Origin of the sequence: Caballeronia sp. (assembly GCF_028292365.1) — a bacterium.
GTDB lineage: Bacteria > Pseudomonadota > Gammaproteobacteria > Burkholderiales > Burkholderiaceae > Caballeronia.
In genome coordinates this window covers 1-20,584 of record NZ_JAQGMM010000393.1, presented here as the reverse complement: position 1 = coordinate 20,584, position 20,584 = coordinate 1, and the positions used below count along the sequence as shown (strand labels likewise).

Annotated in this window: 18 protein-coding genes; 5 read left to right on the top strand and 13 right to left on the bottom strand. The window is 60.9% G+C overall.

Going from position 1 to position 20,584, the window contains the following annotated elements:
- Positions 1-17: 17 nt before the first annotated feature.
- The 10 genes from JWR14_RS23675 to upp all read right to left on the bottom strand — a co-directional run bounded on the left by JWR14_RS23675 (position 18) and on the right by upp (position 9,564).
- The gene (locus tag JWR14_RS23675) at positions 18-212 is read right to left on the bottom strand and encodes a hypothetical protein (RefSeq protein WP_299712838.1); all 195 of its coding nucleotides are present in this window, start codon (positions 210-212) and stop codon (positions 18-20) included.
- A 587-nt stretch (positions 213-799) separates the two neighbouring features.
- Positions 800-2,269 (bottom strand): ribonuclease G, encoded by a 1,470-nt coding sequence (rng, locus tag JWR14_RS23670; protein WP_299712835.1) that lies wholly within the window; start codon positions 2,267-2,269, stop codon positions 800-802.
- A gap of 7 nt (positions 2,270-2,276) precedes the next feature.
- Positions 2,277-2,897, bottom strand: a complete 621-nt coding sequence (locus JWR14_RS23665) for a Maf family protein (RefSeq protein WP_299712832.1) — start codon at positions 2,895-2,897, stop codon at positions 2,277-2,279.
- Between the two features lie 69 nt (positions 2,898-2,966).
- A complete protein-coding gene (gene rlmH, locus JWR14_RS23660; protein ID WP_299712829.1) occupies positions 2,967-3,437 on the bottom strand; it encodes a 23S rRNA (pseudouridine(1915)-N(3))-methyltransferase RlmH in 471 nt (156 codons plus the stop codon).
- A gap of 82 nt (positions 3,438-3,519) precedes the next feature.
- Positions 3,520-3,960 (bottom strand): ribosome silencing factor, encoded by a 441-nt coding sequence (gene rsfS / locus JWR14_RS23655; protein WP_299712826.1) that lies wholly within the window; start codon positions 3,958-3,960, stop codon positions 3,520-3,522.
- 17 nt (positions 3,961-3,977) lie between these two features.
- A complete protein-coding gene (locus JWR14_RS23650) occupies positions 3,978-4,703 on the bottom strand; it encodes a nicotinate-nucleotide adenylyltransferase (RefSeq protein WP_299712823.1) in 726 nt (241 codons plus the stop codon).
- Positions 4,704-4,759: 56 nt separating this feature from the next.
- Positions 4,760-5,683 carry an oxygen-dependent coproporphyrinogen oxidase gene (gene hemF / locus JWR14_RS23645; RefSeq protein ID WP_299712820.1) on the bottom strand — a complete coding sequence of 308 codons (924 nt, stop codon included), beginning with the start codon at positions 5,681-5,683 and terminating at the stop codon, positions 4,760-4,762.
- Positions 5,684-5,889: 206 nt separating this feature from the next.
- The gene (purD, locus tag JWR14_RS23640; protein WP_299712817.1) at positions 5,890-7,179 is read right to left on the bottom strand and encodes a phosphoribosylamine--glycine ligase; all 1,290 of its coding nucleotides are present in this window, start codon (positions 7,177-7,179) and stop codon (positions 5,890-5,892) included.
- A gap of 586 nt (positions 7,180-7,765) precedes the next feature.
- The gene (locus tag JWR14_RS23635) at positions 7,766-8,494 is read right to left on the bottom strand and encodes a YebC/PmpR family DNA-binding transcriptional regulator (RefSeq protein WP_299712814.1); all 729 of its coding nucleotides are present in this window, start codon (positions 8,492-8,494) and stop codon (positions 7,766-7,768) included.
- A gap of 416 nt (positions 8,495-8,910) precedes the next feature.
- On the bottom strand, positions 8,911-9,564 hold the full coding sequence (gene upp, locus JWR14_RS23630) for a uracil phosphoribosyltransferase (protein ID WP_158936602.1): 654 nt from the start codon (positions 9,562-9,564) through the stop codon (positions 8,911-8,913).
- 324 nt (positions 9,565-9,888) lie between these two features.
- Here upp and JWR14_RS23625 point away from each other — a divergent pair, with 324 nt between their 5' ends.
- The 5 genes from JWR14_RS23625 to kdpE all read left to right on the top strand — a co-directional run bounded on the left by JWR14_RS23625 (position 9,889) and on the right by kdpE (position 16,117).
- Complete coding sequence (locus JWR14_RS23625; protein WP_299712804.1) at positions 9,889-10,668, top strand: SDR family oxidoreductase; 780 nt, start codon at positions 9,889-9,891, stop codon at positions 10,666-10,668.
- 50 nt (positions 10,669-10,718) lie between these two features.
- Positions 10,719-11,105, top strand: a complete 387-nt coding sequence (locus JWR14_RS23620) for a methylglyoxal synthase (RefSeq protein WP_299712802.1) — start codon at positions 10,719-10,721, stop codon at positions 11,103-11,105.
- Between the two features lie 46 nt (positions 11,106-11,151).
- Positions 11,152-12,126 (top strand): quinone oxidoreductase, encoded by a 975-nt coding sequence (locus tag JWR14_RS23615; RefSeq protein WP_299712799.1) that lies wholly within the window; start codon positions 11,152-11,154, stop codon positions 12,124-12,126.
- A 431-nt stretch (positions 12,127-12,557) separates the two neighbouring features.
- Positions 12,558-15,413, top strand: coding sequence for a sensor histidine kinase KdpD (locus JWR14_RS23610; protein WP_299712797.1), 2,856 nt, complete (start codon positions 12,558-12,560; stop codon positions 15,411-15,413).
- A gap of 5 nt (positions 15,414-15,418) precedes the next feature.
- A complete protein-coding gene (gene kdpE, locus JWR14_RS23605; protein WP_299712794.1) occupies positions 15,419-16,117 on the top strand; it encodes a two-component system response regulator KdpE in 699 nt (232 codons plus the stop codon).
- On the opposite strand, the gene JWR14_RS23600 is transcribed toward kdpE, so the two are convergent.
- The 3 genes from JWR14_RS23600 to JWR14_RS23590 all read right to left on the bottom strand — a co-directional run.
- Positions 16,093-16,749 (bottom strand): SDR family oxidoreductase, encoded by a 657-nt coding sequence (locus JWR14_RS23600; RefSeq protein ID WP_299712792.1) that lies wholly within the window; start codon positions 16,747-16,749, stop codon positions 16,093-16,095. The two genes, kdpE and JWR14_RS23600, sit on opposite strands and share 25 nt — an antisense overlap.
- 129 nt (positions 16,750-16,878) lie before the next feature.
- Positions 16,879-20,190, bottom strand: coding sequence for an efflux RND transporter permease subunit (locus tag JWR14_RS23595; RefSeq protein ID WP_299712789.1), 3,312 nt, complete (start codon positions 20,188-20,190; stop codon positions 16,879-16,881).
- Positions 20,191-20,194: 4 nt separating this feature from the next.
- On the bottom strand, positions 20,195-20,584 hold a 390-nt coding region (locus JWR14_RS23590), incomplete at its 5' end, for an efflux RND transporter permease subunit (protein ID WP_299712787.1).

Genomic DNA, 20,584 nt, shown 5'->3' with positions numbered 1-20,584 from the left:
GAGGGTGCGCTTCTGAATCAACCCGGCGAGCGGTTAAGTGCTTCCGCTGCCTCCGTGGTCAGTTCATGCACTGGATGCATGTCCGCGCCGTTTGACCATTCGCGCTGATACCGCCACTTGCCGTCGCCCAACATGTAACGCCAGGCGACCGGCTTGCGACCGGTTTGGTCCGATGACGATTGCCATACTTCACTATGTTTAAGCTGCTCCATGACGCCCTGTTCTATTAATAAATCCTGGAGCGAGTTTACTTACGGATAAGTGCATTGTCGTTTACTTTCAAACTAACAAGTCTTATCTGACCTTACAGGCGGGTGGGCCGTTATCGCGCTTTCGACGGAATATGAAGGGTCCAACGGGACGATGATCGGCCAGGAATCGGGCGTAACAGAAACGGATGTAACGGAAAAAAGATCCGACAATCGTTGGTAATTTTTTGCAACGCAACGGCGGTGAATGTTTGGTGTCAACTAAGCACCAGGCATAGCCTGTTTGCCTGTTATTCCGGAGCCAAATCATGCAAGAAATCTCACCGTCGATCGAGTCCAACGAGACTGTTTCAACTGATCAATCTGCTTCTGCCATGTTGTACCAGATCGAATCCGCCCTGACGTACATGATTCGTTGTGCGTATACGGAGCAGGTGCCTTATGTGACCGAGGATGTGATTCAGCTACGGCAAAAGATCCGGGGGTTGATAACGGCCCCGGGGCGAGTGTCGTAGTTTTGGGATGGTGGGTGAAGCGATTCTGTTTAAACGCCAGCCGGCCGATTGTCAGGCGGCCGGATTCGTTATCGGCTACATCAAAACAATATCGTACTGTTCCTGACTCAGGTTCGACTCAACCTGCAGCGAAACCGGCTTGCCGATAAAGTCCATCAGCATGGCCAGATGCTGCGACTCTTCTTCGAGAAACAAATCGATCACCTGCTGCGACGCCACCACGCGAAACTCACGCGGATTGAATTGACGCGACTCACGCATGATCTCGCGCAGCACGTCGTAACACACGGTGCGCGGCGTCTTCACCTGGCCTTTGCCATCGCAGGTCGGACACGGTTCGCACAACACATGCGCGAGCGATTCACGCGTACGCTTGCGTGTCATCTCAACCAGCCCCAATTGCGAAAACCCGTTCACCGTCACTCGCGTCCTGTCTCGCGACAACGCCTTCTTCAACTCGCCAAGCACCTGGTCGCGATGCTCGACGTTCTCCATATCGATGAAATCGATAATGATGATTCCACCCAGATTGCGCAGCCGCAGTTGCCGTGCAATGGTGTGCGCCGCTTCGAGATTGGTTTTAAAGATCGTATCGTCGAAATTACGGGCACCTACATAACCGCCCGTATTCACGTCGATAGTGGTCATTGCCTCAGTCTGGTCGATCATCAGATAACCACCCGACTTCAGGTCAACGCGACGTGACAATGCCTTCTGAATCTCCGCTTCAATGTTGTACAGGTCGTAGAGCGGGCGCTCGCCCGCATAGTGATGCACGCGCGAAGCCACAGCGGGCGTGAACTCAATCGCGAAGTCAGCCAGCATTTGATACGTCTCGCGCGAATCGACTTGAATACGCGAAGTCTCGTCGTTGACGAAATCGCGTAATACGCGCTGAGCGAGATTGAGATCCTGATGCAACAGCGAGGTCGGCGCTACCCGCTGCGCCTGCGCGACAATCGTTGTCCATGTCTTGCGCAGATAAGCGACGTCAGCCGCGAGCTCTTCGCTCGACGCATCTTCCGCGATCGTCCGGACGATGTACCCGCCTTTTTCATCGACAGGAAGAACGGCCGTGAGCCGTGCCCGGATGGCCTCGCGTTCGGCCTCGCTGGCAATCTTCTGCGAGATCCCGATATGTGGTTCCTGCGGCAGATAGACCAGCGTTCGCCCCGCGATACTCACCTGCGTGGAAAGCCGCGCGCCCTTGGTGCCGATAGGATCCTTGACCACCTGCACCATCAACGCCTGGCCTTCGAACACGATCTTCTCGATCGGCGTATGCGGCGTGTTCGAATGCGTTTCGCCGGCAATACGGGGATGCCAGATATCCGCCACGTGCAGGAACGCCGCGCGCTCGAGCCCGATATCGATAAAAGCCGACTGCATGCCGGGCAGCACGCGCACGACCTTGCCGAGATACACATTGCCTACCCGTCCGCGCGACAACGTGCGCTCGACGTGAAGTTCTTGCACCGCGCCTTGCTGAACGAGGGCAACGCGGGTTTCCTGCGGTGTGACGTTGATCAGGATTTCTTCGTTCATGGACTGTTTAGAAGTCGACGCGCGCCACGCGCAGGAGTGCTGCTGTTTCGAAAAGAGGCAGGCCCATGATACCCGAATAGGACCCCTCGATTCGTTCGATAAACGCCGCTGCACGTCCCTGAACGCCATATGCACCGGCCTTTCCGAGCGGTTCGCCAGTGGCCGCGTAACGCTGCAGTGCAGCACGCCCGACAGCGGCGAAGCGAACTAGCGAACGCGATAGAACAGGCGTGAGCAGAACTCCGTCGGCGCCGACCACGGCAAGCGCTGTCAGCACCTCGTGATCGCGTCCGGATAGCCGTTCGAGCATGTCGACGGCATGGTCGGCGTTGTCGGGCTTGCCCATGATCGCTCCATCGAGCGTGACGGTCGTATCGGCAACCAGGATGGGTGCCGCGCGATGATCGCCGTGCAGGCGGCGTGCGCAGGCCGCTTGCGCCTTTGCCGCGCAAACCCGCAGCACATAGGCGTCAGCCGCTTCGCCGGGCAACTCGGCTTCGAGCGCTTCGGCGTCTTCATCGGGACGCGGCAGCAGCAACTCGAAGCGCACGCCGAGTTGCTGCATGAGTTCTTGCCGCCGGGGACTTTGTGACGCGAGATAGACGAAAGGGAAGGTGGACGATGGCATATTCGCAGATATTGAAGGTCACGCGCAGGCTAGCCCGGGCGTGGTCATTCAACGCCCCGATGCCACGCCTTAAGCGCGATGATAGGGATGATTCTGCGTGATGCTCCACGCGCGATAAAGCTGTTCGGCCAGCAGCACGCGGACCATGCCGTGCGGCAGCGTGAGACTTGAAACCCGCAGCAGGACTTCGGCACGGGCCTTGACTTGCGGGTCCAGACCGTCGGCGCCCCCGATCACGAACGCCACATCGCGGCCTTCCTGCTGCCAGTCCGGCAATGCGCCGGCGAGTTGCATGGTGGTCCAGTCACGGCCGCGTTCGTCGAGCGCGACAAGCCGCGCATTCTTGGGCAGCGCCGCCTCGATCCGCACGCGTTCGGCAGCCATCACGCTCTCGGCGTTACGTCCCGATGAACGCTGTTCGGGTTTGATCTCGCGCAACTCGATACGCAGCTCGGGCGGCATGCGTTTCGCATACTCGTCGAAGCCGGTCGCGATCCAGCCGGGCATCTTGTGGCCGACCGCAAGGATGTGAAGTTTCATGGCGACATTGCAAAGCGCTACGCCCGCGCTACCTCCGCGCTTTTATGACGACGGACAGCGCGACGTTCGCGTTCGGCCAGCGTTAGCGCCGCGTAGTCTTGCGAGCCGGCTTGGCGGCTGGCTCGTCGTCTTCGTCGTCGTCTGACACGCTTACCTGGGCGCCGCTGAAGCCACCCGAGCTTTGCAGCTTGACGCGCACGGGTTTGTCGCCCCAGACCTCTTCGAGGTTGTAGTACTGGCGCAGCGCCGGTTGCAGGATGTGGACGACTGCGTCGCCGCAATCCACCAGCACCCATTCGCCGATCTCTTCGCCTTCGGTGCTGAGGACGTCGCCGCCCAGCTCCTTGACCTTGTCGCGCACGCTGTTGGCGAGTGCCTTGGTCTGACGATTCGACGTGCCGCTCGCGACGATGACACGGTCGAAGAGGGCGGTCAGGTGAGTGGTGTTGAACACCTTGATGTCCTGCGCCTTGACGTCTTCGAGACCGTCGATGATCGCGCGTTGAAGCTTTTGAATTTCCATATTTTTACCGATGGTTTTTACCGATGATACAAGTGGTGTTGAACAATATAGTCCCATACGGCGGACGGTACATGACTCTCGGCGTCTATCTCGCCCGCCGCGTGCGCCCGCAGGCGTTCTCCCAGTTGCTCGCGGATGCCGGTCGCCGACACTTCCAGCTCCAGCGCGGAATCAATCAGCAGATGGCCGTGCGGCGTGGATTGCAGCACCTCAGCCGGGGCGCTGCGCGCGGCAATTTCCGCAGCGACAGGGGGAGAAACCGTTGAGACATCAAATCCTGCGCGGGTTTCCACGCACACGTGCGCGAATTCGAACAGGCGTTTCCAGTCGCGCCACGAATCAAGGTGTACGAGCTGGTCGGCACCGATCAAAAGTGACAGCGACGCGTCCGCACCTTCTCGCGCGCGCCAGCGAGCCAGCGTCTCCACGGTATAGGTCGGGCCGTCGTGGTCGATTTCATCGGTGGCGACAATGACTTGCAAACCTTCCACATGCAGCGAATCCGCCGCCGCGCGAGTCATGGCAAGCCGATGATGCGCCGCGGTTACATCCTTTTTTTGCCACGGCTGGCCCGCCGGCAAAAGCACGAGTTCGGTCAGGTCGAGCAACTCGGCGAAACGGCGCGCAAGGGCCAGATGAGCGTCGTGAATCGGGTCGAACGTGCCGCCCAGCAAACCGACGCGTCGAGCACAAGGGAGGTTCGATTTCAGTGGACGATCCTCTTCGGGGACAGATTGCAACAAGTGCAGCGATCAAGTCTCATAGTCTGCAGCTAGTTTGCGGCTTCTTTCGTAGTTCTTTATAGCCACTCTCGCGCCACCAGGAAATCGGAGTAAAGCCGAGCTTCGGGCGTACCCGGCTCTGGTTTCCAGTTGTAGCGCCACGTGACGGCCGGCGGCATCGACATCAGGATGGATTCTGTACGACCGCCGCTTTGCAGCCCAAACAGCGTGCCACGGTCGAAGACGAGGTTGAACTCCACGTAACGGCCGCGCCGGTACGTCTGGAATTCACGCTGCGCTTCGCCGTAAGGCGTGTCGCGCCGGCGTTCGATAATTGGCAGATACGCGGCCAGGAAACGGTCGCCGACACTACGCACCATGGCGAACGATTCGTCGAAACCGGGTTCCGAGACGTCGTCGAAGAAAATCCCGCCGATCCCACGTGATTCATTCCGATGCTTGAGATAAAAATACTCGTCGCACCATTTCTTGAAACGCGGGTACAGATCCGTGCCGAAGGGTGTAAGTGCGTCCCGGCAGACGCCGTGAAAATGCCGTGCGTCTTCCTCGTAGCCATAATACGGCGTGAGGTCCATGCCGCCGCCAAACCAGAATAACGGAGGCTCACCCGCTTTCGTCGCGATCAGCAGGCGCACGTTCATGTGTACGGTCGGGCAGTGCGGATTGCGCGGGTGCATGACAAGCGACACGCCCATGGCCTCAAAACCACGCCCGGCCAGTTGTGGACGCGCGGCGCTCGCCGAGGCTGGCAAAGCGTCACCGGCTACATCGGAGAAACCAATGCCGCCGCGTTCAAAAAACTGACCACCTTCAAGAATGCGTGTGCTGCCGCCTCCGCGCAACCGTTCCTCCGGGCCACGCTGCCAGGAATCGATGAGGAATTCGTTGCCGTCGAACGCGCCAAGCGTCTGCGCGATCTGCTCTTGCAAACCGGTCAAATAAGTGCGGACAGCTTGTACGTCGTAGGTTGGAGCGGTCATCGTGGACTGTTTTACGGCTTGCGGGAAAACAGCACGGAGTGGGGAAACCCTGGTTCGGTCCAAAGTTGCCTGGTCTCGTGCGCGTTCCTTTTAAAACACGCTGCCGGACGCGAAGGTCCGGCAGTGCGTTGCTTAATTTGCTGCGTTGTTGCGTGCGTGGCGACTTTTTCGCGACGTTTGCCGGCCACGTTGCCAGCGGCTCCGCTTCAGCCCTGCCGGTCTGCCGCTTTGCGATTCAGTGCGCGATAACCAATGTCCCGCCGATACTGCATGCCGTCGAACGCGATCTGATTGATCGTATCGTAGACGACGGACTGCGCGCCACGTACTGAGTCCGACAAACCCACGACGCACAGTACGCGTCCGCCCGATGTGCTGAGCTTGCCGTTTTCCAGCGTGGTGCCGGCATGGAACGTCACTGCTTCCGGCGTCTCCGGAGGAATGCCATTGATCCGGTCACCCTTGCGCGGCGTGTCCGGATAATTGTGCGCAGCCAGCACGACGCCCAGCGCCGTGCGCCGGTCCCATTCGATCTCCGCCGTCGCCAGCGTCCCGGCAATCGCCAGTTCCACTACCTTCGAAAAATCGCCCTTCAGGCGAGCCATGATCGGTTGCGTTTCCGGGTCACCCATCCGGCAATTGAATTCGAGCGTTTTCGGATTGCCGTGCGCGTCGATCATCAGGCCGGCATACAGGAAACCGGTGTAGCGGATGCCTTCCTGCTCCATGCCACGCACCGTCGGCAGGATGATTTCGCGCATGACTCGGGCGTGCAATTGCGGCGTGACGATAGGCGCGGGCGAATAAGCGCCCATGCCGCCGGTGTTCGGGCCCTTGTCGCCGTCGAGCAGACGCTTGTGGTCCTGGCTCGACGCCAGTGCCAGCACGTGCTTACCGTCCACCATCACGATAAAGCTCGCTTCCTCGCCGTCCAGGAATTCCTCGATCACCACGCGCGCACCGGCGTCGCCCAGTTTGTTGTCGGCGAGCATGGAATCGACGGCCGCGTGCGCTTCTTCAAGCGTTGTTGCCACGACCACGCCCTTGCCGGCAGCCAGTCCGTCGGCCTTGATGACGATGGGCGCGCCTTTCGTATCCAGATACGCGTGGGCAGCGGCGATGTCCGTGAACGTTTCGTATTCGGCTGTCGGAATAGCGTGGCGCTTCATGAACGCCTTCGCGAAGTCCTTCGAGCTTTCGAGTTGCGCGGCTTCCTTGGTCGGGCCGAAGATCTTCAGGCCACGCGAGCGGAACAGGTTGACGATACCCGCCGCGAGCGGACCTTCGGGGCCGACCACGGTCAGCGCAATCTGCTCTTTCTCGGCGAAATCAGCGAGTGCGGCAGGATCGGTAATGTCGACATTGAGCAGACGTTCGTCCTGAGCCGTGCCGCCGTTACCCGGCGCGACATAAACCATCTGCACGCGCGGCGACTGCGCGAGCTTCCAAGCGAGCGCATGTTCGCGACCGCCGGAACCGACGACGAGTAACTTCATTTAAATCCTCGAAGATCTTAAGAAATTCATGGCGGCAGGAGGGCGGGCCGGTTTGAATCGATTGGTACCAATTCGAGCCGATTTAAACCGGGCCACCGCGCCTGATCCGCGGATATCTGCTTTAGCCATGCGCCGGATCTTGGCCGGTCGTCTACCGAATTCCCGGCGGGTGCGTTGACGCTGGGAAGTGGTTCGCGCCATCACGCGGCTGCGTCACTCGACTTCCCGGCTGTCACACAAAGCTTCCGGCCAGGTTCGGCCCATTTCAACAACACTATCCAGCCTGCATTTCAGGCCCGTATTTCGGAGACACGCCCGCGTGGTCTGGCGGATTGCCTTTCATAAAACGCGCCAGCAGGTGAGTTTATTCACCCACGACCACGATATTCGTCTGTACTCGCGCCGTGGGCCGCTGTTCAAACAAACGACTGAAACACACCGGCTACCCATGCACCAATCGAGCCAGAAACGGGCAAGGGCGCATCCGGCGTCCCGCCACGCACACCTTTGTCGCACGGGCGTTCATGCAAGCCGGAGCGGCGTGGCTTGGGAGCCCGGCCGACTCACCGACTCATTTACCCGGCAATCATTCCTGATCGATGGCCGCGTTGGTATACACCTCTTGCACATCGTCCAGATTTTCCAGCGCGTCGAGCAATTTCTGCATTTTCGCCGCTTCCTCGCCGGTGAACTCGACTTCCGTCTGCGGCTTCATGATGACTTCCGCCACTTCAGCCTTGAAACCTGCGGCTTCCAATGCGTCTTTCACTTTCTGGAAGTCGTTGGCCGGGCAAACCACTTCCATGCTGCCGTCGTCATTCGTTACCACGTCATCCGCGCCCGCCTCGAGCGCCGCTTCCATCAGCTTGTCTTCGGACGTGCCAGGAGCAAACAGGAACTGGCCGACGTGATCGAACATGAACGCTACCGAGCCGTCCGTGCCCATGTTGCCGCCGAACTTCGAGAACGCGTGGCGGACTTCCGCAACGGTCCGGGTACGGTTGTCCGTCATGGTGTCCACAATGATCGCCGCGCCGCCGATACCGTAGCCTTCGTAGCGAATTTCTTCATACGTCGCGCCGTCGACCCCACCCACGCCGCGCTGGATCGCGCGGTTGATGTTGTCTTTGGGCATGTTGGCGTCGTAAGCCTTTTCGACGGAGAGCCGCAGTCGCGGATTCGTGTCCATTTCTCCGCCGCCCATGCGTGCTGCGACCTGAATTTCCTTGATAAGACGCGTCCAGACCTTGCCGCGCTTGGCATCGGTCGCCGCTTTCTTATGCTTGATGTTGGCCCATTTTGAATGACCCGCCATACCTTTCTCCATCGCGCGCGAGCTTTCTCTCGCACGCCTGTGTGTCAATGATGCCGCCCTATCCCGAAAAGGAGCTTCTCGCCGGCCGGCATTTTATGTTCGCGCTGCATGATGCAGGGCTCAGGTGGCCACGCGCGCACCCTGTTTTTACGGTTCTGCGGGGCCGGTCCGGTTGTTGAAAATCTGCAAACCCACGATTTCCGCGAATCAACACCCCCGCCGGCAACCTGCGGCCGCCGAATGACGCCAGCGCATCCCGTCATTTGATCCCGTCAGCCAGCCAAGCGCGGCCACTTATTTGGCGGAGCCGAATTTTATCATGGCGCGCTGCTTCAGCAGGCGTTGGCCTTGCTTCAGGGGCGTGCACATGCTTGCATTTTCCCGCGTTGGAGCTTGGTTTTGCTCTGGTTCTTGCGCTAGTTCTTCGTACCAAAGAGCCGGTCGCCGGCGTCGCCCAGGCCCGGCACGATATACGCGTGCTCGTTCAAATGCGAGTCGAGCGAGGCCACATACAGCTTCACGTCCGGGTGGGCATCCGAGAAAACCTTCACGCCTTCTGGCGCCGCAACGAGCGCAACAAAGATGATGTTTTCACCCAGCACCTTGCGCCGTTTCATGACGTCCACGGCATGAACCGCCGAATAGCCGGTTGCGAGCATTGGATCGCACAGGATGAACACGCGCTCTTCCAAGTCGGGCGGCAGGCGCACGAGATACTCGACCGGCCGGTGATCCTCCGCGCGATACACGCCGATATGGCCGACTCGCGCCGACGGAATCAGGTCGAGCAACCCGTCCGACATGCCGATACCGGCCCGCAGCACCGGCACGATCGCCAGCTTTTTGCCGGCAATCACCGGTGAGTCGATGGTGACCAGCGGGGTTTCGACACGCTTCGTGGTCAGCGGCAGATTGCGCGTGATTTCATAACCCATCAGCAGCGTGATCTCGCGCAGCAACTCGCGAAACGTCCGCGTGGACGTGTCCTTGTCCCGCATGTGTGTCAGCTTGTGCTGAATCAGCGGGTGACTGAGGATGAAGAGATTGGGAAAGCGGCTGTCCTGTTTCATGGAATTCGCGCGGTTGCCGCGGCATTAAGTGTGGATTCGGGTGAATCGGGTGAATCGTTCGGTTCTGAAGCCGCGCAGGTCTTGCATGGCTGTGCTCAAGCAATGACGCCAGTTTACCCAAATTAGGCGCGCCTAAAGCGGAGATTGCGGGCGATAGGTCGTCCGGTCTATTGCGCGCCCGACGTCCGATCCCTCATTCTTCTAGAATTGCATCACGCGGTCTGCTTGAACGGGCGGCGAAAGAGGATTCGGCACCAGACTTCATTACCCCGGTTGCAACCGTTTCCAGCGGTTTCAACTCGGGCAACCAGAAAGGGAGAGCAAATGGACATGGGAATCAAGGGGCGCACGGCGCTCGTGTGCGCGGCCAGCAAGGGCTTGGGACGCGGTTGCGCCGAGGCGCTGGCGGCCGAGGGTGTCAACTTAGTGATCTTGGCGCGTACGCCCGGTCCGCTCGAAGCCACGGCTGAGCATCTTCGTGCAAGCTTTGGCGTGACTGTGACGGCTGTAGCGTGCGACATCACCACGGCAGAAGGTCACGCCGCGGCGCTGGCCGCGTGTCCTGCGCCGGACATTCTCGTGAACAATGCCGGCGGACCGCCGCCGGGGGACTTCCGGCAATTCTCACGCGACGACTGGATCAAGGCGCTTGATTCGAACATGCTGACGCCGATCGAACTTATCAAGAAGACGCTCGACGGCATGATCGAGCGTGGCTTTGGACGTGTCGTGAATATCACGAGCTCGTCGGTGAAGGCGCCTATCGACGTGCTGGGCCTGTCGAACGGTGCGCGTTCAGGGTTGACGGGTTTTGTCGCGGGTCTGTCGCGCAAGGTCGCGGCGACCGGTGTCACCATCAACAACCTGCTGCCGGGCTCTTTCGATACCGACCGGCTCGTCACCACCTTCGAGGCGGACGCGAAAGCGAACAACATCTCAGTGGAAGAGGCCAAGAAGCGCCGCATGAGCCGGCTGCCGGCGGGCCGCTTCGGTACGTCGGAGGAGTTCGGGAAGGCGTGCGCGTATTTGTGCAGCGTCCACGCCGGCTATATCACGGGGCAAAACCTGCTGATCGACGGCGGTGCTTATCCGGGCACATATTGATCGTCGAATCCCCTGAAACATCACAATTCATCATAACCGGGAGGCATTCGATGACCCCACGCGTCGCGCTGATCGCGCACGACATGAAGAAAGATGACATCGTGGCGCTGGCCGGCGAATTCGCGGCCACGCTGGCCCAGTGCCGGTTGGTGGCAACCGGCACGACCGGTGCGCGGATTGCGGCGGCCCATGGCCTGGAGGTCGAGCGCAAGCTCTCCGGCCCGTTCGGCGGCGATCTGCAGATTGGCGCCGAACTCGCCGAGGGACGGGTCGATGTCGTGGTTTTCCTGCGCGACCCCATGACGCCGCAACCGCACGAGCCGGATATCAATGCGCTGGTGCGCGCGTGCGACGTCCACAACGTGGCGTGCGCGACGAATCTCGCGACAGCACGCATGATTCTCGATGATCTGAAGCTACGCCTGGATCGGGTTTAGGCCGTGCTACATAGCGGCCGGCTGACGCCGGCAAAAGGAGACAAGGGTGACAAAGGCAATTCGATTCGATAAAACCGGTGGCCCGGAAGTGATGAAATGGGTCGACGTCGAAGTGGGCGAGCCGGGCAAGGGCGAGATTCGCGTGAAACATCATGCGGTCGGCTTGAACTTCATCGACGTGTACTTTCGTACCGGTCTATATCCCATTCCGCTACCCGCTGGACTCGGCATGGAAGCGGCAGGCGAGGTCACTGCGGTCGGCGAAGGTGTGGCAGGTTTCAAGGTGGGCGACCGGGTGGCGTACGCGTCGCGGCCGCCAGGCGCTTATTCGCAGGAACGCGTCATGTCGGCTCAGTATGTCGTGCGCCTTCCCGATGCCATAGCGTACGAAGACGCGGCGTCGGTGATGCTGCAGGGCCTGACTGCGCAATATTTGTTGCGACGGACGTATCGCGTGAAAGCCGGCGACACCATCCTGATCCACGCGGCGGCGGGTGGCGTAGGCATGCTCGCGTGCCAGTGGGCGAAGGCGCTCGGCGCGACGGTGATCGGTACGGTTGGTTCGGACGAGAAGGCCGAACTCGCGAAGGCGCACGGCTGCGATCATCCTATTGTCTATACCCGCGAGGACTTCACGAAGCGGGTGCGCGAGATCACGAACGGCGCGGGCGTGCCAGTGGTCTACGATTCGATCGGCAAGGAGACGTACACGGCGTCGCTCGACTGCCTTGCGCCGTTGGGACTGTTCGTGAGTTTCGGCAATACGTCGGGGCCGTTGCCGCCCATCGATTCGTCCGAGTTCGCCGGACGCGGTTCGCTGTATTTCACGCGGCCCACGTTGTTCAGCTATATCGCCAAACGCAGCGATCTAGAGGAGATGACGGGTGAACTGTTCAATGTGTTGAGTACAGGCCAGGTTAAGACCAGCGTGCGGCAGCGGTATCCGCTGGCCGAAGCGGCAAAGGCGCACGAGGATCTGGAGGCGCGCCGAACCACGGGATCGACAATCTTCCTGCCTTGACAAGAGCGTGAAGCGGGGCGGCTGCGGCGTTCTTTCATGCTGCCCCGTCCATTGCGGGCGGGGCGAGTGACGGCGAATGAAGGCGAATAAGCGTATTTAGCGGGGGACGCATCAGACGGGACCGCCTTGCGCTTCGCGTTACTGAAATTCATTCAAATTCACTCAAATTTCCCTTAAATACCTGATGCAAGACCACCGCAACAAGGCCTCGCTGCGAAGGTCTTCCGCCGCATCGTTTATACATTCTTTACGTCCGTGTCCCGATCTTTGATCCGCCTTTTATGTCGGCGCGCTTAATGTTCGGGCCATCGTTCAATACTTAGGGAAAATGCCTAGCTCGTCCTACTGGGAAAGCCGCGTGTCAGTATATTGATGTTGAAACACAGAAACCGAACCTCGCCTCGGATGCGATTGCTCCGCAAAGCTAAAAAATGAACCGCCCAAACCCAGACGAGCTGCTCGGCAAACTGCAAAGAGAGGAAGAGAAGCGTCATCGCGGACGGCTGAAGATATTCTTTGGCGCATCCGCTGGAGTGGGCAAGACCTACGCCATGCTGCTGGCGGCCCGGAGCAGGAAGCAACAGGGCGACGACGTAGTCATCGGCATAGTGGAAACGCATGGCAGAAGTGAAACGGCCGCGTTACTGGAAGACCTCGAACAACTGCCGCTGGCGAACATGCTGTATCGCGGCCATGCGCTCCAGGAGTTCGATCTCGACTCCGCACTTCAGCGCCACCCGCAGCTTCTCCTCGTCGATGAACTCGCTCACTCCAACGTCCCCGGCGCACGTCATCTAAAACGCTGGCAAGACGTGCATGAACTGCTGGACGCGGGTATTGACGTCTACACCACGGTCAATGTCCAGCATCTGGAGAGCCTGAACGACATCGTGGGCCAGATCACGCAGGTCCGCGTGTTCGAGACGGTTCCCGATCGCGTGCTGGATCAGGCCGATGAGGTCACGCTGGTCGATCTCCCACCCGAGGAACTGCTTGAACGGCTGCGGCACGGCAAGGTGTATATGCCGCAGCAGGCGGAACACGCGGTCCGCAATTTTTTTCGCAAGGGCAACCTGATCGCGCTGCGCGAACTGGCGCTGCGGCGCACGGCGGATCGTGTCGATGCCCAGATGCGCGAATACCGCGCGGATCGTTCTATCGAGAGGATCTGGCAGGCGCGCGACCGGCTGGTGGTGTGCATCGGGCCGGGACCGGAAGCCCCTACGCTCTCGCGCGCGGCGGCAAGGCTCGCGGCAAGCCTGCGCTCGGACTGGATTGCGGTGTATGTTGAAACCCCACGACTGCAAAAGCTCCCCGATGCCCGTCGCGAGCGGACGCTCGCCGCGCTCAAGCTCGCCGCCGAACTGGGCGCCGAGACAGTAACGCTGGCTGGTGACGATGCAGTCGCGACGTTGATCGGCTATGCGCAGGCGCGGAATGCGTCGAAGCTGGTAGCGGGTGCATCGACACGTCGCGGTTTCGCACGATGGCTGAAACGGTCGTTCGGCGAGCGGCTGGCGGAACACGCGGGCGATCTCGATCTCACGCTGATTCGAGCACGGGAGAGCGACCTGAGCGAGGCAAGCGGCTCGGGTGGCCAGAGCGGAGCGCCGCCGGAAGAAGCGGGGATCGCGCCCGACTGGCACGACGCGTTGAGCGCCGCGAGCGAGCAGCGCTCGGCGCCGCGCGGCTACGCGTACGCCATTGCGATCTGCGCGGTCATCACGCTGCTCGCGAGCCAGATCCGCAATCATTTCGATCTCACGAACCTCGTGATGTTTTATCTGATCGGCGTGATTTACGCGGCGGCGCGTATTGGCCGTGGTCCGGGCGTACTGCTGTCGTTCCTGAGCGTCGCGGCCTTCGACTTCTTCTTCGTGCCGCCGCACATGTCGCTGTCCGTCTCCGATACCCAATACCTGCTGACCTTCGCCGGCATGCTGCTGACGTCGCTGGTGATCAGCCACCTCACATCGAGCTTGCGGCGCGAGGCGCGCGTTGCGTCAAAGCGCGAGCGGCGTACGGGCGCGATGTATGCAATGGCTGGCGAACTCGGTGCCGCGCTTGGCGTCGAGCAGATCGTGGGTATCGGAATGCGGCACGTGAGCGAAGTGTTCCGCGCCAAAGTCGCGATGCTGCTGCCCGATTCCAGCGACAAAGTCCGCCAGAAGCTCGATCCATCGGATACGTCCGCTGCTGCGCTGCTGCTTGATGCAAGCGCGCTGGATATCGATGTCGGTCAATGGGTCTACGACCATCAGAAGCCGGCCGGTCATGGCACGGACACGCTGCCTGCCGCGGCCGCGCTTTATCTGCCGCTCAAGGCGCCGATGCGCACGCGCGGCGTGCTCGCGGTCGTCACGCGCAACGCTGGCGAGCTCGAGGTCCCCGAGCAAAAGCGCATGCTCGATGCCTTCGCCGCGCAGATCGCGCTGGCGCTCGAACGGGTGCATTACGTGGAAATTGCACGCGACGCGTTAGTGAGCATGGAGTCCGAACGCTTGCGCAATTCGCTGCTGTCCGCCATCTCGCACGATTTGCGCACGCCGCTTACGACCATCGTTGGTTTTGCATCCATGCTGGCGGAAGCGCGAGGTGACACCCGCTCGCCGGCCAATGCCGAATTGATCGCGGCGATCCATGATGAATCGCTGCGCATGACCAGCATTGTCACGAACCTGCTGGACATGGCGCGCTTGCAGGCAGGCGGTCTGCGGCTGAACCGGCAGTGGTCGCTGCTTGAAGAAACGGTCGGCGCGGCGCTGCGGGCGTGTCGGCGCGTTTTGAGCGGCCGCCCGGTTGAGGTACGTTTGCCCGCCGACCTGCCGTTCCTGCAACTCGATGCCGTGCTGATGGAACGGCTCTTCTCGAACCTGCTCGAGAACGCTGCGAAATATACGCCGCCGGGCTCGAAGCTCGTGATTGGCGCGGAGAGCCTGGACGTGGATGGCAAGCCGTTCGTGCGTGTTTATATCGATGACAACGGCCCGGGTCTGCCCGCGAACATGGGAGACCGTGTGTTCGAGAAATTCACGCGCGGCGAGAAGGAATCGGCGAAGCCGGGCATTGGGCTTGGGCTCTCTATTTGCCGCGCAATCGTGCAGGCGCACGGCGGTACAATCGGCGCGAACAACCGGCTGGACGAAAGTCTCCCGGACCCGCAGGTCCAGGGCGCACGTTTCTGGTTCACCTTGCCGGTGGATGCGGCACCCCCTGTGCCCAGTTTCTCCGACGAAGCCGAACAGGACTTCGTCGATCTTTCCCCGTCGGACCCTAAGCCCCATTAAGCCCCATGAGCGAACCTAATCTCACTGTTGTGTTGATCGAGGACGAAAAGCAGATCCGCCGCTTTGTGCGCGCGTCGCTCGAGGCCGAGGGCATTACCGTGCATGAGGCGGAAACGGGTAAGCAGGGGCTGGTGGAGGCGGCCACGCGCAAGCCGGATCTGGTCATTGTCGATCTCGGTCTGCCCGACACCGACGGTCTCGATGTGATCCGCGAACTGCGAAGCTGGACCGAGTTGCCGGTGATCGTGTTGTCGGCGCGTACGCAGGAGGAGGAGAAGGTCGCCGCTCTCGATGCCGGCGCCGACGATTACCTGACGAAGCCGTTTGGCGTGTCCGAACTGATGGCGCGGATTCGCGCGCATTTACGGCGTCGCAATCAGGCGGCGTCGAGCGAATCGCCGTTGGTGAAATTCGGCGATGTCGCCATTGATCTCGGCCTGCGCCAGGTCACGCGGGCGGGCGTGCTCGTGCACCTGACGCCGATCGAATACCGGCTGCTCTCCACGTTGGTTCGGCACGCCGGCCGTGTGTTGACACATCGGCAGCTACTTCGCGAAGTGTGGGGGCCTTCGCATGTGGAAAGCCACCACTACCTGCGCATTTACATGGCGCACCTGCGGCAGAAACTTGAACGCGATGCCGCGCAGCCGGAGCATATTGTCACTGAAACCGGCGTGGGTTATCGGCTGATCGGGGCTGTCTGAACGGCGTCGAGCACATCGTCTATTGGCTCGTCACCCCCGACAAACCCGATCACCTCGCCGCGCACATCGCGTTTGATACATGCCACCGCGACGCGTGCAACGTCCTCGCGTGAAACGGGTGCAGCATCCGCGCTGCGTTGGGTGGAGAGCGCGATCGTGTCACGGCCGATGTCGTCGGAGAGCGGTCCTGGTCGCAAGATCACGTACGGGACGCCGCTTGCCTGGACATAGTCGTCGGCTTCGCGCTTCATTTTCGAGTAGTGCTTCAGCGCAAGCGGGCTGGATTTCGGCCAGTAGGCGGAGATCGCGCTGATGACCACGAGTTGTTTTGTGCGGCGGCGTTTCGCGTAGTCGGCGGTACGTTGGACAGCATCGCGATCGATTGCGCGTTCCTCATTCACGCCTTCACTCTCCGCCGATCCTGCTGCGTAGATGACATGCGTGACGTCGTCGAAGGTATGGGAGAAATCGTGTGTCAGATCGCCGAGCACGATCTCGGCGCCGAGCGCGGCGAACTCACCGCGCTGCGCGGATTTGCGCAGCAAGACTTTGAAGGGGAGGGATGCAGCGCGTAGTTGCCGGGCAATGTGGCGACCGGTCCGGCCGTTCGCGCCGATGAGCAGGACTTTCATTGCTGATTCGCTCCTTCTTTGTGGGCAGGAGCTAAAACGGTAAGCGATTTTCGGGATTAATGCACGGGGGCGAGTACCTATCGGCCGCGCTAAATCCACCCGCGCCGGCCACCCCTCGTGAACCAAACCTCACTCAATGACTCGAGCCGGCCCTGTCTGGTCCCTGCGCGCCCGCCGTTCCTCAGACCAAATCCGGATCCGGTCCATATAAAGATAAACCACCGGTGTTGTATAAAGCGTCAGCAACTGACTCACGATCAACCCGCCCACAATCGCGATCCCCAGCGGTGCGCGCATCTCCGATCCTTCGCCCGTCCCGAACGCCAACGGCAACGCACCTAACAAAGCTGCCGCGGTTGTCATCATGATCGGCCGGAAACGAAGCAAACACGCCTGCTCAATCGCCTCGCGCGATGTCGCAGCGCCATGTCGCTGCGCCTGGATTGCGAAGTCGACCATCATGATCGCGTTCTTCTTCACAATGCCAATCAGCAAGATCACCCCGATCAACGCAATGATGCTGAACTCCGTTCGGAATAGCAGCAGCGCGAGCAACGCACCAATGCCCGCCGACGGCAGGGTAGAGAGAATTGTGATCGGATGGATGTAACTCTCGTACAAAATCCCAAGCACGATATACACCGCGGCCAGCGCGGCCAGGATCAGGATCGGCTGATCCTTGGTCGAATCCTGGAATTGCTGCGCCGTGCCCGCAAAACTGCCGTGAATCGTGCTGGGCACGCCAATGGTCGCCATGGTTTCGTAGATGGCGGCGGTGGCATCGGAGAGCGACTTGCCCGGCGGCAGGTTGAACGAGATCGTTGACGCCACGAACTGGCTCTGGTGATTCACCGACAACGGCGTGTTGCCCGGCCCGAACTTGGCAATGGTCGAGAGCGGGATCATGGTCTCCTTCGACGTCGACACCGCCGCGCCCGCCGACGAACTGGACTTCCCGCTCGCGGCAATAGCATTCGTCGCGGCATTGCGGATGGACGCCAGCGCGAGCGAACTGGTCGTGTCAGTGGACGACGTGCTGCTGCCCGGACTCGTGGATGTTGATGTTGAAGTGGAAGTCGTCGTGGTCGCATTCGTTGATGCCGCCCCGCTCGCGGTCCCACCCGACGTGCTCACATAGATCTGCTTGAGCATCTCCGGGTCTTGCCAATATTTCGGCGCGACTTCCATTATCACGTGGTACTGGCTCAACTCGTTGTAGATGGTGGACACCTGGCGCTGGCCGAACGCGTCGTAGAGCGTGTTGTCGATCTGCGCCGGTTGAATACCCAGGCGCGCGGACGTCGCCCGGTCGATCGTCACGAACGATTCCAGGCCGCCTTGCTGCTGGTCGGAATTGACATCGGTGAGTTCGGGGCGGGTGAGCAGGGCGTCGGTGAGCTTCGGCCCCCACGTGTAGAGATCGGTGGTGGAGTCAGCCAGCAGCGTGAACTGATATTGCGCATTCGATTGCCGTCCGCCCGCGCGAATGTCCTGCACTGCTTGCAGGAAGGTCCGTACGCCCGCGACGTCGGACAGCGGTGCGCGCAGGCGCTGGATCACCTGTTCAGCCGTTACCTTGCGGTCCCTCTTGGCCTTCAGCGAAATGAACATGAAGCCTGAGTTGGTCTGCCGCCCACCCGTGAATCCGGCGACGCTTTCCACAGCCGGATCGGCTTGCACGATCCGCATCATCTCGGAAAACTTGCCTTTCATCGCCTGGAAAGAGGTGCTCTGGTCAGCCTGAATGCCGCCGACGAGCCGCCCCGTATCCTGCTGCGGGAAAAATCCTTTCGGCACGATGATGTACAGATACACATTCAACCCGATGGTCGCAAGCAACACCAGCAACACGATCCTCGGGTGCACGAGCGCCACGCCGAGCGTGCGCGCGTACCCGTCCTGCATCCGCACGAACTGGCGTTCGAGCCAGCGAGAAAACCGGCCGGGCGGCTTCTGTTCATGCGGTTCATGCAGCAAACGCGCGCACATCATGGGCGTGACGGTCAGCGAGACGACCAGCGAAACGGCAATCGCGAGAGACAGCGTCAACGCGAATTCGCGGAACAACCGGCCGACAATGCCACCCATCAGCAGGATAGGAATAAACACGGCGACCAGCGAGATACTCATCGACAGCACCGTGAAACCCACTTCCTGCGCACCAAGAATGGCGGCTTTCATGCGCGGGACGCCGTTCTCTATATGCCGCGAGATGTTTTCAAGCACGACAATGGCGTCGTCCACCACAAACCCCGTCGCAATGGTCAAGGCCATCAGCGAGAGGTTATCGAGCGAGAAGCCGAGCAGATACATCGCGGCGAAAGTGCCGATGATCGAGATCGGCACGGCCACGCTTGGAATCAGCGTTGCGCGCCAGTTGCGCAGGAACAGGAACACGACCATCACGACCAGCGCCACCGCAACAATCAGCGTGAATTCCGTATCGTGCAGCGACGCGCGGATCGTGGTCGAGCGATCGGAAGTCGGCGTGATCTCGACATCGGCAGGGAGCGCGGCCTGGAGTTGCGGCACCATCGCTTTCACACGGTCGATGGTGTCAATAATGTTCGCGCCCGGCTGCCGGTAAAGAATCACGAGCACGGCGCGCTTGTTATTGATGAGGCCCAGGTTGCGCAGGTCCTCGACCGAATCGACCACTTCACCTACGTCGCGCAGATGCACCGCCGCGCCATTCCGGTAGGCCACCACCAGGTCGCGATACTGATCGGCCTTGCTCGCCTGATCGTTCGTATAAAGCTGGAAGTGGGTGCCGTTGAATTCGATGGCGCCCTTCGGACTATTCGCATTCGCCGACGCCAGCGCCGCACGGACATCTTCCAGGCCAATGCCATAGTGGAAGAGCGCGTTCGGTTCCAGTTCCACCCGCACGGCCGGATTCGCCGAGCCGCTGACGTCCACTTCGCCGACCCCGGGCACGGTGGAGAGCGTTTGCTGCAGCACGGTCGCGGCGGAATCGTAGAGCGAGCCGGCCGTACGTGTGGGGGAGGAGAGCGCGAGAATCAGGATCGGCGCGTCGGCGGGGTTGACCTTGTGGTACGTCGGATTGCTTTTGAGCGCCGTGGGAAGATCGGCACGCGACGCGTTGATGGCGGCCTGTACGTCGCGCGCGGCGCCATCGATGTCGCGATTCAAACCAAACTGCAATGTGATCCGTGCCGAACCGACCGAGCTTTGCGACGTCATTTCGGTGACGTCGGCTATCGAGCCCAGATGGCGCTCCAGCGGACTCGCCACGCTGGTCGCGACGGTTTCAGGACTCGCGCCGGGCAAGCTTGCCTGGACCGAAATGGTCGGGAAGTCGACTTGCGGCAACGGCGCGACCGGCAGCTTGGTGAACGCGAACAGGCCTGCGAGCGCAATGCCGATAGCCAGCAGCGTAGTAGCGACCGGGCGCGCGATGAACGGTTCCGACAGGTTCATGCGCTTACTCCGTATCGCTTGCCGGGCTCGCCGGACGGGGCGGCGCGTTCCGGTAGAAACGCGCCCGCGCGCGACGGGCGAGCGAATCGAAGCCGAGATAGATCACCGGCGTGGTGAACAGCGTCAGCGCTTGCGACACGATCAACCCGCCAACAATCGCGATGCCGAGCGGCCGCCGCAATTCGGAGCCCGCGCCCCAGCCAAGCATCAGCGGCAATGCGCCGAGAAGTGCGGCCATGGTGGTCATCAGGATCGGCCTGAAGCGCAGCAAACACGCCTGGTAGATCGCATCACGTGGACTCTTGCCTTGCTCGCGTTCGGCTTCGAGCGCGAAGTCGATCATCATGATGGCGTTCTTTTTCACGATACCAATCAGCAACACGATGCCGATAAT